Source organism: Rhizobium albus (assembly GCA_030160035.1).
In the GTDB taxonomy this organism is placed as follows: domain Bacteria; phylum Pseudomonadota; class Alphaproteobacteria; order Rhizobiales; family Rhizobiaceae; genus Georhizobium; species Georhizobium albus.
Window position 1 is genome coordinate 25,600 of the sequence record BSNO01000003.1, and the last position, 13,637, is coordinate 39,236.

Below are 13,637 nucleotides of genomic sequence, written 5' to 3' on the forward strand. Positions count from 1 at the left end.
CTCAGTTCTCCGCGAAAACGAGGCGGCTGCGTTCGCGGCGGTTCTTGAGCCAGCCGATGACCTTGCGCCGCAGACGGTCGGCAAACCGGTCGACACTTGTCGGGTTCTGGATCAGGTCAGCGCGGTAGAAGGACGGGCAAAGAACGGCCGCATCGGCCACCTCGCCGCAATTGCCGCAACCCACACAGCTCTGGTCGATGCTGGCAACCGGATCGTCGCGCAGCGGATCGTCGAGTTGCTTGACCGAAAGCGAGGGGCAGCCCGAAAGCCGCATGCATGCGTGGTCGCCCGTGCAGACATCTTCGTCGACCCCGAAACGCGGCCGCACCACCCGTTCGCCGGCCTTAAGCGCCGCCTGCTTCAGCGGCTTTTCACGCCGCTGGCGGTTCAGCATGCATTCCGACGAGGCGATGATGACCTTTGGGCCACTTTCCTCGGTGGTCAGCGCTTCCTTCAGCGTGGCCTTGAGCTTGCCGACATCATAGGTGCGGTCGATCTGGCGCACCCATTCGACGCCCATGCCCTTCACGGCTTTGGCGATCGGGTGCTTGGTCGATTTGGAGCGGTTGTCGGCGCGCGACGACAGAACGTCCTGACCACCGGTCGCCGCCGAATAATAGTTGTCGACGATGACGATGACGCCGTCATTGCGGTTGAAGACCGCATTGCCGACCGAGGAGGTGAGGCCGTTGTGCCAAAAGCCGCCATCGCCGACGAAAGAGATCGAACGCCGTTCCGCGTTCTTGTCGTTGAAGGCGGAAGCCGACGCCGGGCCAAGGCCGTAACCCATCGTCGTCGCGCCGAGCTCGAACGGCGCGTTGATCGAAAACAGATGGCAGCCGATGTCCGAGGCGATGTGGTGCTTGCCGAGTTCCTGTTCGACGAGCTTGGTGGCGGCGAAGATCGGACGTTCCGGACAACCGGTGCAGAAACCCGGCGGCCGCATCGGCACTTTCGTCTGCAGTTGCTGGATGCTGTCGGTCGGCAGCGGCGTGTTCGGTGCCCGGCCCTTCGAAGGCAGGATGCCGCCGCCATGCTCGTCCAGGAAGGTGCGGATGCCGTCGAGCATGACCTGGCCGGTATATTCCCCAGCCATCGGGAAGGGGCCCTTGCCGATCAGCTTCGTCGTTCCGCCAGCCTTGTAGAGCATCGAGCCGAAGGCCTGCTCGATATAGTCTGGCTGGCCTTCCTCCACGACGAGCACCGCGTCCTTGCCGGCACAGAAATCCAGGAATTCGTCGTTCAGAAGCGGATAGACGCAGTTCAGGACATAAAGCGGAACCTTCGTCTCGCCGTAGATGTCCGCAAGGCCGATGCGCTGCAGGGCGCGGAGCACCGCGTTGTACATGCCGCCCTGCAGAACGATGCCGACTTTGGCTTCGTCCGGTCCGAAGAACTCGTTGACGTTGTTCTTGCGGATGTAGTCCATCGCCTGCGGCAGGCGCTTGTTGATCTTTTCCTGCTCGTGCAGGAACGAGGCGGGCGGCAGCACGATGCGGTTGGTGTCGCGGCGCGGATTCTCCAGCGCGTCACGCACGCTCATGCCCGGCCGCTTGTTGTCGGAAGCGGTAAAGCGTCCATGCACATGGCAGCCGCGAATGCGCACCTGCATCATGACCGGCGTGTTCGATGCCTCGGACAGTTCGAACCCGTGGCGAACGCTTTCGACGATCGACGGGAGGTTCGGGCGCGGGTCGAGCAGCCAGATCTGGCTCTTCATGGCGAAGGCATGGCTGCGCTCCTGCATGATCGAGGAGCCTTCCCCGTAATCCTCGCCGACGATGACGAGCGCGCCGCCGGTGACGCCGCCGGATGCAAGGTTTGCCAGCGCATCAGAAGCGACGTTGGTGCCAACCGTCGACTTGAAGGTGACCGCGCCTCGGATCGGATAATGCACCGATGCCGCCAGCATCGCAGCTGCCGTTGCCTCGGAAGCGCTCGCCTCGAAGTGCACGCCGAGCTCGCCGAGGATGTCCTGTGCGTCGGCCAGCACGTCCATCAGATGGCTGATCGGCGCGCCCTGATAGCCACCGACATAACCGACGCCATTTTCGAGAAGCGCTTTGGTGATGGCCAGAATGCCTTCGCCGTGGAACGTCTCGCCCGCACCCATGCGCAGCTTCTGCACTTCCTTGGCAAATGAACGCTCGGCCATTGAGGGTCAGTCCTTTTCGGCATGGGCAGCTGGAACAAGAAAATATGCAAATGCATATTCATGCGCGCGGCCCATGCCGTCAAGGGCAGTCTCCGTTCAAAAGTCGTGGCGGCGAATGTTCCTCAGAATTTTGTGCAACGTGGCGATGAAGACTTCGCGCTCCGACGGATCGATGCCGACGAACATCGCTTCATAGGCAGCCAGCATCGTCGGCCAAACGCCTGAGAAACGCTGGCGCCCTTCTTCGGTGATGAAGATGTTGCGCACGCGATTGTCGTCCGCCGCGTTTTCGCGGCGAATGAGTCCTTCGGATTCCATCTGATCCAGCGCGCGGCTGAGCGTCGATTGTTCGACCACCGCATAGACCGCAAGTTCGTTGATCCGCAGGCCGTCATTGATGGAAAGCACCGCAAGTGCACGCATTTTCGGCGTGGTGATGTTCGCCGCCGTCAGGTCTTCACGAAGCGCCTGGTTGTAGCGCCCCATGATGCGGTTCATCAGGTAGGGCGCGAAGCGCTGCAGGCCGATTTCACCGAGCGTCCTGCCGGACTCCATGTGTTCGACGGCATCATCGCGATCTTCCACACGCTCCGGTGCTTCCGTCTGCTCCATGGTGCTTCCCGACCCTTGGCGTCGCCGTCCTGATGGTCGGCGCATCGTTTTCGTTGCCGGGGCTTTCTAGTCAAGTTTGGAGCACGCCGCTACTGCAACGATAGTTTCCAGTTCATGCATCCGGATCGAGGACGGCTTTCAGAAACTCGCGGGTCCGTTCGCGCTTGGGGTCGGTGAAGAGCTCTTCGGGCGGTCCCTGTTCTTCGATCCGTCCCTTGTCGAAGAAACAGACACGGTCTGAGACTTGCCTGGCAAACTGCATTTCGTGCGTGACGAGCAGCATCGTCAACTCGTGCTCGTTGGCCAGCTGGCGGATGACCTTGAGCACCTCGCCGACAAGCTCCGGATCAAGCGCAGAGGTCGGTTCGTCGAACAGCATGATCTTCGGCCGCATCGCAAGCGCTCTCGCGATGCCCACGCGCTGCTGCTGCCCGCCCGAAAGCTGATGCGGGAACTTGCTTGCCTGATCGGAAAGACCGACCCGCTCGAGCAGTTCCTCCGCACGCTCGGTCGCATCCTTCTTGGACAGGCCGAGCACCTGCCGCGGCGCTTCTGTCAGATTGCGCAGCACCGTCATGTGCGGAAAGAGGTTGAACTGCTGGAACACCATGCCGAGCTTTTCGCGCATCTTGCGCAGATGCTTTTCGGATGCCGGAACGAGATCGCCATTCTTGCGCTCGTGCCACAGAGGCTCGCCCTCCACGGTCACGACGCCATCCTGGATCTGCTCCAGCGTCATCAGAATGCGGAGCACGGTCGACTTGCCCGATCCGGACGGCCCGATGATCGTCACCATCTCGCCCGGGTTCACCTCGAAATCGAGATGATCGAGTACGGTGTGGGACCCGAACCGTTTGACGACCTTGTCGAATTTGATGATGGGTTCGGTCATTTGAGCGCGATCCCTTTCTTGGGCAGGGTTTTGTCGAGATAGCGAACGCCGCCGGCAGCAATCAGCGTCATGATCAGGTAGATCAGTCCAACCAGCGACAGCGGCACGATATAGTTGAAGGTGCGGTCGCCAATGATCTTGGCGACGTTCAGAAGCTCCATGACGGTGACGACCGAAAGGATCGGTACGTCCTTCATGATCGAGACGAGATAGTTGCCGAGCGCGGGGATGATGCGCGGGATCGCCTGTGGCAGGACGACATGGGTGAAGGTGCGCGCGGACGAAAGATTGAGCGCGCGCGCTGCTTCGCGCTGGCCCCGCGCCACCGCTTCGATGCCGCCGCGATACACCTCCGCCATATAGGCCGAGTACTGGATGCCGAGCGCGAGCGCTCCGGTCATGAAGGCCGGCAGGAGCAGGCCATATTCGGGCAGCACATAGTAGAGAAAGAACAGCTGGATCAGGAGCGGCGTGTCGCGCACGAATTCCGCAACCCCATGGGCCGGCCATGAGATCAGCCGCGAGGGTGCAGCCTTGAGAACAGCAAGCACGAGCCCGAGCACCAGCGCGATGCCGAAGCCGAGCACGGCCGCCTGGATCGTGACAAGAACGCCCGTCAGGAGGATCGGCAGGATCGACCAGGCGAAAACCAGCGGGCCGGCGCTCGTATCCCATTCATATCCGAACAGCATCGCCTACGCCCTCGCTGTCTTCCAGCGCCCGACAGAGCGCTCGAGAAGCTTCATGATGGCCGTCAGAACCAGCGCCATGCCGAAATACATGAAGAGCACGATGGTGAAGATGGTCGTGCTGTCCTGGGTGAAATTGCGCAGCTGCTCGGCGCGAAACGCAAGATCCTGCAGCGTGATCAGGGAAACGAGGGCTGTGTCCTTGAGGTTCTGGACGGCGAGATTGCCGAATGTCGGCATCATCTCGGGGATCGCCTGGGGCAGGGCGATACGCCACAGCGCCTGGCGCGGCGTGAAGTTCAGCGCCCTGGCCGCTTCGTACTGGTCGTGTGACACGGACTGGATGGCGCCGCGCACCACCTCTGCGCCATAGGCGCCGATATTGAGCGACAGCGCCAGCACGCCGGCGACCACGGGCGACATGCGCAGATCGACGCCGATCGCCTGCCCTGCGACCGGCAGCGCGAAAAAGAGCCAGAACAGCTGGACGAGAAGCGACGTGCCGCGGAAAATCTCGATGTAGACGACGGAGATCCAGCGGGCGAAGCCGTTGCCGGAAACCTTGCCGATGCCAGCGGCGAACGACAGGATCGCGCCGAAGATCGTTGACCAGACGGTGAGCTGGATCGTAACCCATGCGCCGCGCATGAGGGGCGCGAAATACTCAGTCCATTCCATACCTGTCCTTTCGGTCGCCCGTCGAGAAGTGTGGTGCGGATAGCGCTTGCCCCGCCCGGTTTATCGCCGGACGGGGCAGGACGATGGTTCAGTCTGGATTATTCAGCGGCGCAGAGCTCTTCCGTCGTCGCATTGAAGGAACCCTCGATGTCGGCTTCCGTGAAGCCGTAGCCCGAGAGGATCGCGCGCCACTCGTCGGTCTCCTTGAACGTCAGCAGTGCTTCGTTCCAGGCATCGCGCAGGCCTTCGTTGTTCGATGCGAAGGTGAAGCCGCCCCAAGAGCGGACTTCCTCGCCATCGATGACCGGATCGACGAACTCAGCGGCTGCCTCGACCTGTTCGCTCTGGTTGTCGAGCTCGCCGACGGTCAGGCCGGTCGCGGCATAGGCATCGGCGCGGCCGGTGGAGACGGTGGAAATCGCATCGGAATTCGACTGGATCGTCACCATGCGGTCTTCTGGAACGCCAAGTGCCTGCAGCATCTCGAGCTGGTCGGCGCCGGCCATGATCGCGACGGTGATGTCGTCACGCTCGGCGAAATCGGCAAAGGAGTGCACGTCCGACGGGTTGCCGGCCGCGACCAGAAGGCCTTCGCCGTAAGAGGTGCTCGGCTCGGAATACACCACCTGCTGACAACGATCGGGCAGGATCGCCATTTCAGCGGCAACAACGTCGAACTGGTCTGCCTGAAGGCCGGGGATCAGGGACGAAAACTGCGTCGTCACCCACTCGATGTTCTCGATGCCAAGTTCCTCGGCGATCTTCTTGGCAACGTCCGGGCCGGCGCCCATCGCCTCACCATTCGGGTCGACATAGCCGTAGGGGATCTCGTTCGCGACTGCGATGCGGATCGTCCCGCTTTCCTGGATTTCTTCGAGCGATGCTGCCTGTGCTTGACCGGCTATTCCGAAAAGGGCGACGCCGGTGGCAAGCGTGGCGGCAAAGGCTTTGGAGAATGTCGACATGAATGTTGTCTCCCAACATGGTGGTTTTTGGTGATGAGCCCGAAAGTCGGACGTGCGGATGTGCTCCTGTCTGCGAAGCTGGTGAAAATGAAGCGGCTGTCTTGCAGCTAATATGGCAAGAATATCGGCCCCTTAATGCCTAACCTAACGCCCTTCGCGCTGGCGGATCAAGAGATGCGGCGAAATTTTGGCAGTTCATCGGTCTGCTCTGGTCGACAAGACTCGCGAGCGGCGCGCATCAATTCGCACGTAATTTGCCCATCCATTGATCGATGAAGCGCATCTTGTCGGCGACGCTTTCGTTGACCACGAAAGGATAGTAATCCTGATGACCTAGACTGCGGTTCATCGCGTTCATCAACAGCGCGGTGGACATCCAGCGTTGGAGCGTCAGCGCGAAGACGTCGCGGGCATAAGGGTCGAAGGGCTCGTCATCTTTCGCCTGGCGATAGGCCTCGACGGTCTCCACGCCGTCGACGATGTGCATGTAGTGCGCGAAGGTCTCGGCCCAGTCCTCCCAGGGATGTGCCGTGCAATAGGCGGAGATGTGTTTCTCCTGCCAGTCGGCCGGCGCTCCCTGCTTGTAATAGCGCTTCAGTGCTTCGCCATAATCCTCCCGCTCGTCTCCGAAGAGCGCGCGAAATTCCGTGTCGAAGCCCTCGATGAGCAGCAGTCTTTCCCAGAAATAGTGTCCGGACTCGTGGCGCATGTGGCCGAGCAGGGTTCGGTAGCGCTCGTCGAGTTCGGCACGCCGAAACTCGCGCAGATGCGCGTCGGCTTCCGTCGCGTCGATTGTGATCACGCCGTTCTGGTGCCCCATCGTCACATTTCCGGCGCCGCCATGTTCGGCATCGACGAGAATGCGGAACGACAGTCCCGTCGGGTCGTGGCGCTTGGGGTAGATCGGAATGTCCATGCGCATCACGCTGTAGAGAAAGCGCCGCTTCGACACCTCGACGTCTGCCCAGCGACGCCGCTGCTCCGGATCGTCGACCGGCGGGATCATCTCGTTGAGGTCGCAGGAAAGACAATAGCGCCCCGCGTCACGCACCGTCCAATTGCACCCCGAATGGATGTGGTTGGCGCAGAAGGACAGGCTGTCATGGTCGGCATCGACGCAGACGAAGCGGTTTTCTTCCGCCTCATATCCGATCGTCGATCCGCAGGCGGTGCAAAGCGTGTTTTCGAAAAACACCTGAGTTTGGCATGTCGGGCAGGGGAAGGGGCGCATGAGGCACTTTGCGTAGGGCGACACGGCCGGCGATGGAGATCGGGAGCGGCAGTCGCGAAATAAGGAAATACGGGACGTCGATGCCCGCAAGGTCCCTAATGCTTGGCACCGCGTTTGGTTGCGCGATCATCGCCCCTGTCTTCGATCGCCATATCTATTTGCGCAGCGCAGCACATTTTTTGATTTACGTACATCAGAAATCTCGCTACGTCGATTTTGGGAGGAATTCGAATGCGGCCGACGGTCCACGACATCGCTGAAAAAGCGGGCGTCAGCCTTGCCACGGTTGATCGCGTGCTGAACCGCCGCAAGGGCGTGCGCGCCGAAACTGTCCTGCGCGTCGAGCAGGTGATCGCCTCTCTCGGCTACCAGCGCGATCTCGCCGCAGCCAACCTCGCCAAATCCCGTGTCTACCCGCTCGTCTTCGTGGTTCCGGAAGGCGAAAACAGCTTCATGCGCGGGTTGGAAATGGCGGTGCACGAAGCGCGACGGCGCTCGTCCGTCGAGCGCACGGACATCAAGCTTTTAACGGTGCCGCCGTTCGATGAAGGCGCGTTGGCGGGTGCGCTCGATGGTCTGAGCGTCGAGGGCCTCGCAGGCGTTGCGCTCGTAGCGACGGAATCGCCCGCAGTGCGCCGTTCCGTGGCGCGGCTTGCCGATGCCGGTGTGCCGGTCGTGACGCTGGTATCCGATCTTCCGAGCGCGCGACGACGCCATTATGTGGGCATCGACAACGTTGCTGCCGGTCGCACCGCAGCGAGCCTTCTTGGTCGTTTCCTGTCTCATCGGCCCGGCAAAGTCGCGGTTCTGGCCGGCTCGATGCTGGTCCGAGATCATGTTGAGCGTCGCCTCGGCTTCGATCAGGTGATGCGTGCGGAATTCACGAACCTCGAAGTCCTGCCTGTCATCGAGGGTCGAGACGAGGCCGAGGCGGCGGAGCGGCTGGTCGGCGAAATGCTGGATCGCGAACGGGACGTCGTCGGCATCTACAGTCTCGGCGCCGGCAATCGCGGATTGATTTCAGCGCTGATGGCCCGGGGGCTCAACGGCAAGATCGAGGTCGTCGCGCACGAGTTGACCGACCACGCACGCCAGGCTTTGGCCGACGGCGTCTTCGCGGCCGTCATCAATCAGGATGCGGGCCATGAGGTGCGCAGCGCGATCCGCGTGATGAAGGCCTTGGCCGATGGCGTCGACCTGGTCGACGGACAGGAGCGCATCCGCATCGACATCTTTCTGCGGGACAATCTGCCGTGATCGATGGGCATCTCTCCGCACAAACTGCAATCGTTTCTGAGGTACGTAACGCATGTTTCTAGGGCTTGACCTCGGCACTTCGGGTGTGAAGGCGCTGCTGATCGAGGGCGACCAGCGGGTCGTGGCGTCGGCCAACGCGTCGCTCGATGTATCGCGGCCCCATCCCGGTTGGTCGGAGCAGGATCCTGCCAATTGGGTCGAGGCGACCCGGGTGGCGCTTCTGAGCCTGCGTGAAAGCCATCCGGCGGAAATCGGTGCGGTGCGCGGCATCGGCCTGTCCGGCCAGATGCACGGCGCGACGCTCATCGACGCGGCCGGCAAGGTGCTGCGCCCGGCGATCCTCTGGAACGACACGCGCAGTCATCGCGAAGCCGCCGTGCTCGATGCCGATCCACACTTCCGGCAATTGACGGGCAACATCGTCTTCCCCGGTTTCACCGCACCAAAGCTGTTGTGGGTCCGCGAAAACGAGCCGGAAATATTTGCGGCAACGGCAAAGATCCTGCTGCCAAAGGATTATCTGCGGTTCTGGCTGACGGGCGAATTCATCTCCGAAATGTCGGATGCGGCCGGCACCGCGTGGCTCGACGTCGCGCGCCGCGATTGGTCGGATGCGCTTCTCGCAGCATGCGGGCTCGACCGGTCGCACATGCCGTCGCTCGTGGAGGGCACCGCACCCGCCGGGCGGCTGCGCGGTGATCTCGCGGCAGAACTCGGTTTGCCGGCCGGCATCGTCGTGGCCGGAGGGGCAGGCGACAATGCGGCGTCCGCCTGCGGCATGGGCACGGTCGCCTCGGGCTCGGCCTTCCTGTCACTTGGAACGTCCGGTGTGCTGTTCGCGGCGACCGACAGCTACCGGCCGAATGCAGAGAGCGCGGTTCACACCTTCTGCCACGCGCTGCCGAACACTTGGCACCAGATGGGCGTCATCCTGTCCGCCACCGATGCGATGAACTGGCTGTCGTCGGTTGTTGGCGTCAAGCCTGCGGAGTTGACGGGGGCTGTTGGCGGCGCGCTTCAGGCGCCATCGTCGGTGCTCTTCCTGCCCTATCTCTCCGGCGAGCGCACGCCGCTGAACGATGCCGCGATCCGAGGCGCTTTCCTCGGGCTCGGCCATGAGAGCGATCGCGGCGTCATGACCCGCGCCGTCATGGAGGGTGTCGCCTACGCCTTCCGCGACAACCGGAATGCGCTGGAGGCCGCTGGCACCAAGCTTGATCGGGTGACCGCTATCGGCGGGGGATCGCGCTCCGACTACTGGCTGACGGTGCTCGCGACTGTACTCGGCGTTCCGGTCGATATCCCAGCCGATGGCGACTTCGGTGCGGCCTTCGGTGCTGCTCGTCTGGGCCTGATTGCGGCCGAGGGCGCCGACCCTGCATCCATCTGCCTGGCACCGGCGATCGCAAGGACGATCGAACCCGTCGCCAAGCTTCAATCCGCATTCGACGAGGGCTTCGCGCGCTACCGCAAGGCCTATCCCGCGATCAAAGGAGTGTTTCAGTGAGTACAGGTTTCTTCGGCGCGATCGACAAGATCCCCTTCGAGGGCAAGGACAGCACCAATCCCCTTGCGTTCCGCTTCTATGATCCGAGCGAAATGGTTCTCGGCAAGCGCATGGAAGACCATCTGCGCTTTGCGGTCTGCTACTGGCACTCCTTCGTCTGGCCGGGCGGCGATCCCTTCGGTGGCCAGACCTTCGAGCGTCCGTGGTTCGGCGACACCATGGAACTCGCCAGGAAGAAGGCCGATGTCGCTTTCGACATGTTCGAGGCGCTCGGCGTTCCCTATTTCACCTTCCACGATGCCGATGTGCGCCCGGAAGCGGACACCTTCACCGAAAGCCGCGACCGGCTGAACGCGATTGCCGACTACTTCCAGGAGAAGATGGATACTTCGGGCATCAAGCTGCTCTGGGGCACGGCCAATCTCTTTTCGCATCGCCGCTACATGGCGGGTGCCGCGACCAATCCCGACCCGGACGTCTTTGCCTATGCGGCAGCGACCGTGAAGAGCTGCATGGACGTGACCCAACGCCTCGGTGGCGAGAACTACGTGCTCTGGGGCGGACGTGAAGGCTACGAGACGCTGCTCAACACCGATATGGGCCGCGAACTCGACCAGATGGGCCGTTTCCTCTCCATGGTGGTCGATTACAAGCATCGCATCGGCTTCAAGGGCACGATCCTGATCGAGCCGAAGCCGCAGGAGCCGACCAAGCATCAGTACGACTACGATGTCGGCACGATCTACGGCTTCCTCAAGCGCTACGGCCTCGAGAACGAGGTGAAGACCAATATCGAGCAGGGCCACGCGATCCTCGCCGGCCACTCCTTCGAGCACGAACTTTCGCTTGCGGCAGCGCTCGGCATCTTCGGCTCCATCGACATGAACCGGAACGACTATCAGTCCGGCTGGGACACCGACCAGTTCCCCAACAACGTGCCGGAAATGGCGCTCGCCTATCTCGAAGTGCTGAAGGCTGGCGGCTTTACGACCGGCGGCACCAATTTCGACGCGAAGCTGCGCCGCCAGTCGCTCGATCCGGAAGACCTGCTGATCGCCCATATCGGCGGTATGGACTGCTGCGCCCGCGGCCTGAAGGCCGCTGCTCGAATGATCGAGGACAAGGCGCTCGCTGGGCCGCTTTCCGAACGCTACGCCGGCTGGGACAAGCCGCAAGCACAGTCGATGCTGGATGGATCGATGACGCTTGAATCCATCGAGAAGCGCGTGATCGACGAGAAGATCGATCCGCAGCCGCGGTCCGGTCGCCAGGAATATCTGGAGAACCTGGTGAACCGCTATGTCTGAGAACGCGCTGCGCCTGTCGGCTGAGAACCCATCAGCGAATGGGAGGTGCGCCCGTACTGTCGCGGCGCACCAGTTCGACCGTCAGGCGCACGCTGTCGACATCATCGCTGTTCCCGGAAAGCCGGGCAAGCAGCATGCGCGCAGCGGCCTCGCCGATAGCGGTGCGCGGCTGGTGGATCGTCGTGAGCTTCGGAATGAAATGCTGCGCGATTTCGATGTCGTCGAAGCCGACCACGGACACGTCTTCGGGAACGCGGACGCCGTGACTGTGCAGCTCAGCCATGAAGCCGCAGGCCATGGCATCGGACGAACAGAAGACGCCGGTCGGACGGTCGGAGGTGGCGAGCCAGGCGCGCGCTGCGACGACGCCGGAAGCCAGAGAGAAATCGCCTTCGAAGAACCAGTCGGGATCGACGGGAAACCCGGCGCCCTCCAGCGCCGCGATCGTGCCCTCACGGCGCTTGATTGTCAGCACGTTGTCGAGCGGGCCGAGCACATGGCCGATCTTGTGGTGTCCAAGTTCGATCAGATGGTTGACGGCGAGCACCGCGCCCTCGGCGTTGTCGATCGTAACCGACGGTTCGCCGAACCCCTCTACCCATTCACAGGCGAAGACGACCGGCGGACGCGAGCGGGTGCGCCGGTAATCGGCAAACAGGCTTTCCGGGATCGCGCCATCGAGCACGATCAGCCCATCGGCGCGGTTGTTGTGGAGATATTGTGCGATCTGAAGATCGGCACCCTTCGGCTGCTGCGTGTCGGCCACGAGCACGTTGAAACCCGCCTCCGACATGACGGCGGCGACACCCGACAGGATCTGCGAGAAGAACGGATTGGAGAGGTTCGGGACGAGCACGACGATGCCGCCCGTCTGCTGCCGGCGCAGGTTGCGGGCCGCGTGGTTCACGATGTAGCCGGTCTCGGCGATCGCCGCCATGACCGCCGCGCGCGTCGCTTCGGTGACCATGGCCGGGTTGGTGATGGCGCGGCTGACCGTCGCGGTCGACACGCCCGCTGCGCGCGCCACGTCGATGATCTTGGGGCTGAAGTTGGGGTCGTGGCGGTTCATGGATCTGTCGCGATTCCTGTCGTCCGTTCTCTGCGCGAATTTCTATCGAAGAGCAAACTTGACTCGCGTCGCGAGATCGGTGATCGTGCCTGTAATCGATTACATACGCGTTTGGATGCAATTGCAATCGATTACATGCGCAAGGAGCGGCATTCGCCAAAGGCGGGGTCGGCGCAGAGGAAATGGGGAGCTCCGGCTCCGGGAGGATCAGTCGCATGAAGACCATCAAGGGCCCCGCGCTCTTTCTTGCCCAATTCGCCGGTGACGAAGCACCGTTCGACTCATGGGAGTCCATCACCAAATGGGCCGCGGACTGCGGCTATAAGGGCGTGCAGGTTCCAAGTTGGGATGGCCGCCTCATCAACCTTGAGAAGGCCGCATCCTCCAAGGATTATTGCGACGAGTTCCAAGGCAAGGCGCGTGAAAACGGCGTCGAGGTCACCGAACTTTCAACCCACCTTCAAGGCCAGCTTGTCGCCGTTCACCCGGCTTTCGACGAGGGCTTCGATGGCTTTACGATCCCTGAGAAGCGCGGGAACCCCAAGGCGCGTCAGGAATGGGCCGTCGACCAGGTCAAGAAGGCTCTGACGGCGTCACACAATATGGGCCTGACGGCCATGGCGTCGTTCTCCGGCGCGCTTGCCTGGCCCTACATTTACCCGTGGCCGCAGCGTCCGGCGGGGCTGGTCGAAACGGCTTTCGACGAACTTGCCAAGCGCTGGAAGCCAATCCTCGACCATGCCGAGGAATGCGGCGTCGACGTCTGCTACGAGATCCATCCAGGCGAAGACCTGCATGACGGGATCACCTACGAGATGTTCCTGGAGCGCGTCGGCAACCATGCGCGCGCCAACATGCTCTACGATCCGTCGCACTACGTGCTGCAGTGCCTCGATTATCTCGACAATATCGACATCTATGCCGATCGCATCCGCATGTTCCACGTCAAGGATGCCGAGTTCAATCCGACCGGTCGGCAGGGCGTCTATGGTGGCTATCAGAGCTGGGTGAACCGTGCCGGCCGCTTCCGTTCGCTGGGCGACGGCCAGGTCGATTTCGGAGCCGTCTTCTCCAAGCTCACCGCAAACGACTTCGACGGCTGGGCCGTCGTCGAATGGGAATGCGCCTTGAAGCATCCTGAGGACGGAGCCCGCGAAGGCGCGGAATTCGTCAAGCATCACATCATCCGCGTCACCGAAAAGGCCTTCGACGACTTCGCCGATGGCGGCACCGACGAGGCGGCGAACCGCCGCATGCTTGGGCTGGATTGAGCCG

The 13,637-nt window shown here is 62.3% G+C and carries 12 protein-coding genes; 4 read left to right on the plus strand and 8 right to left on the minus strand.

Annotated features, from left to right (window positions below; translation table 11 throughout):
- Position 1 precedes the first annotated feature (1 nt).
- From QQL76_RS07950 to QQL76_RS07980, 7 genes are all read right to left on the minus strand, one after another.
- Positions 2 to 2,155, minus strand: a complete 2,154-nt coding sequence (locus tag QQL76_RS07950) for an indolepyruvate ferredoxin oxidoreductase subunit alpha (protein WP_499207171.1) — start codon at positions 2,153 to 2,155, stop codon at positions 2 to 4.
- Between the two features lie 96 nt (positions 2,156 to 2,251).
- A complete protein-coding gene (locus QQL76_RS07955; protein ID WP_126013643.1) occupies positions 2,252 to 2,710 on the minus strand; it encodes a MarR family winged helix-turn-helix transcriptional regulator in 459 nt (152 codons plus the stop codon).
- A 169-nt stretch (positions 2,711 to 2,879) separates the two neighbouring features.
- Positions 2,880 to 3,659 carry an amino acid ABC transporter ATP-binding protein gene (ehuA, locus tag QQL76_RS07960; RefSeq protein ID WP_499207172.1) on the minus strand — a complete coding sequence of 260 codons (780 nt, stop codon included), beginning with the start codon at positions 3,657 to 3,659 and terminating at the stop codon, positions 2,880 to 2,882.
- Positions 3,656 to 4,351: an ABC transporter permease gene (ehuD, locus tag QQL76_RS07965; protein ID WP_499207173.1), complete on the minus strand. Its 696-nt coding sequence runs from the start codon at positions 4,349 to 4,351 to the stop codon at positions 3,656 to 3,658. Before ehuD ends, ehuA begins: the two co-directional genes overlap by 4 nt.
- 3 nt (positions 4,352 to 4,354) lie before the next feature.
- A complete protein-coding gene (ehuC, locus tag QQL76_RS07970) occupies positions 4,355 to 5,026 on the minus strand; it encodes an ABC transporter permease family protein (protein WP_499207174.1) in 672 nt (223 codons plus the stop codon).
- A gap of 98 nt (positions 5,027 to 5,124) precedes the next feature.
- Positions 5,125 to 5,991, minus strand: coding sequence for a type 2 periplasmic-binding domain-containing protein (gene ehuB / locus QQL76_RS07975; RefSeq protein WP_499207175.1), 867 nt, complete (start codon positions 5,989 to 5,991; stop codon positions 5,125 to 5,127).
- 238 nt (positions 5,992 to 6,229) lie between these two features.
- Positions 6,230 to 7,222, minus strand: coding sequence for a zinc-binding metallopeptidase family protein (locus QQL76_RS07980; RefSeq protein ID WP_499207176.1), 993 nt, complete (start codon positions 7,220 to 7,222; stop codon positions 6,230 to 6,232).
- Between the two features lie 231 nt (positions 7,223 to 7,453).
- Here QQL76_RS07980 and QQL76_RS07985 point away from each other — a divergent pair, with 231 nt between their 5' ends.
- From QQL76_RS07985 to xylA, 3 genes are read left to right on the plus strand one after another with little or no spacing between them, the layout of a single operon-like run.
- Complete coding sequence (locus QQL76_RS07985) at positions 7,454 to 8,479, plus strand: LacI family DNA-binding transcriptional regulator (protein WP_499207177.1); 1,026 nt, start codon at positions 7,454 to 7,456, stop codon at positions 8,477 to 8,479.
- 52 nt (positions 8,480 to 8,531) lie between these two features.
- Entirely contained in the window at positions 8,532 to 9,986 is a 1,455-nt protein-coding gene (xylB, locus tag QQL76_RS07990) for a xylulokinase (protein WP_499207178.1), read from the plus strand.
- The gene (xylA, locus tag QQL76_RS07995; RefSeq protein WP_499207179.1) at positions 9,983 to 11,293 is read left to right on the plus strand and encodes a xylose isomerase; all 1,311 of its coding nucleotides are present in this window, start codon (positions 9,983 to 9,985) and stop codon (positions 11,291 to 11,293) included. The genes xylB and xylA overlap by 4 nt, the downstream gene beginning before the upstream one ends.
- A 31-nt stretch (positions 11,294 to 11,324) precedes the next feature.
- Here the strand turns inward: xylA and QQL76_RS08000 are convergent, their stop codons facing one another.
- On the minus strand, positions 11,325 to 12,362 hold the full coding sequence (locus tag QQL76_RS08000; RefSeq protein ID WP_499207180.1) for a LacI family DNA-binding transcriptional regulator: 1,038 nt from the start codon (positions 12,360 to 12,362) through the stop codon (positions 11,325 to 11,327).
- Between the two features lie 215 nt (positions 12,363 to 12,577).
- Between QQL76_RS08000 and QQL76_RS08005 the strand changes: the two genes are divergently transcribed.
- Positions 12,578 to 13,633 (plus strand): sugar phosphate isomerase/epimerase family protein, encoded by a 1,056-nt coding sequence (locus tag QQL76_RS08005; protein WP_499207181.1) that lies wholly within the window; start codon positions 12,578 to 12,580, stop codon positions 13,631 to 13,633.
- Positions 13,634 to 13,637 lie beyond the last annotated feature (4 nt).

Excerpts from the sequence above, each read along its gene's own strand:
- ehuC (WP_499207174.1), bottom strand. The coding sequence starts at position 5,026 with ATGGAATGGACTGAGTATTTCGCGCCCCTCATGCGCGGCGCATGGGTT.
- QQL76_RS07955 (WP_126013643.1), bottom strand. The coding sequence starts at position 2,710 with ATGGAGTCCGGCAGGACGCTCGGTGAAATCGGCCTGCAGCGCTTCGCG.
- QQL76_RS08005 (WP_499207181.1), top strand. The coding sequence starts at position 12,578 with ATGAAGACCATCAAGGGCCCCGCGCTCTTTCTTGCCCAATTCGCCGGT.
- QQL76_RS07950 (WP_499207171.1), bottom strand. The coding sequence starts at position 2,155 with ATGGCCGAGCGTTCATTTGCCAAGGAAGTGCAGAAGCTGCGCATGGGT.
- ehuD (WP_499207173.1), bottom strand. The coding sequence starts at position 4,351 with ATGCTGTTCGGATATGAATGGGATACGAGCGCCGGCCCGCTGGTTTTC.
- ehuB (WP_499207175.1), bottom strand. The coding sequence starts at position 5,991 with ATGTCGACATTCTCCAAAGCCTTTGCCGCCACGCTTGCCACCGGCGTC.
- xylB (WP_499207178.1), top strand. The coding sequence starts at position 8,532 with ATGTTTCTAGGGCTTGACCTCGGCACTTCGGGTGTGAAGGCGCTGCTG.
- QQL76_RS07985 (WP_499207177.1), top strand. The coding sequence starts at position 7,454 with ATGCGGCCGACGGTCCACGACATCGCTGAAAAAGCGGGCGTCAGCCTT.
- QQL76_RS07980 (WP_499207176.1), bottom strand. The coding sequence starts at position 7,222 with ATGCGCCCCTTCCCCTGCCCGACATGCCAAACTCAGGTGTTTTTCGAA.
- ehuA (WP_499207172.1), bottom strand. The coding sequence starts at position 3,659 with ATGACCGAACCCATCATCAAATTCGACAAGGTCGTCAAACGGTTCGGG.
- QQL76_RS08000 (WP_499207180.1), bottom strand. The coding sequence starts at position 12,362 with ATGAACCGCCACGACCCCAACTTCAGCCCCAAGATCATCGACGTGGCG.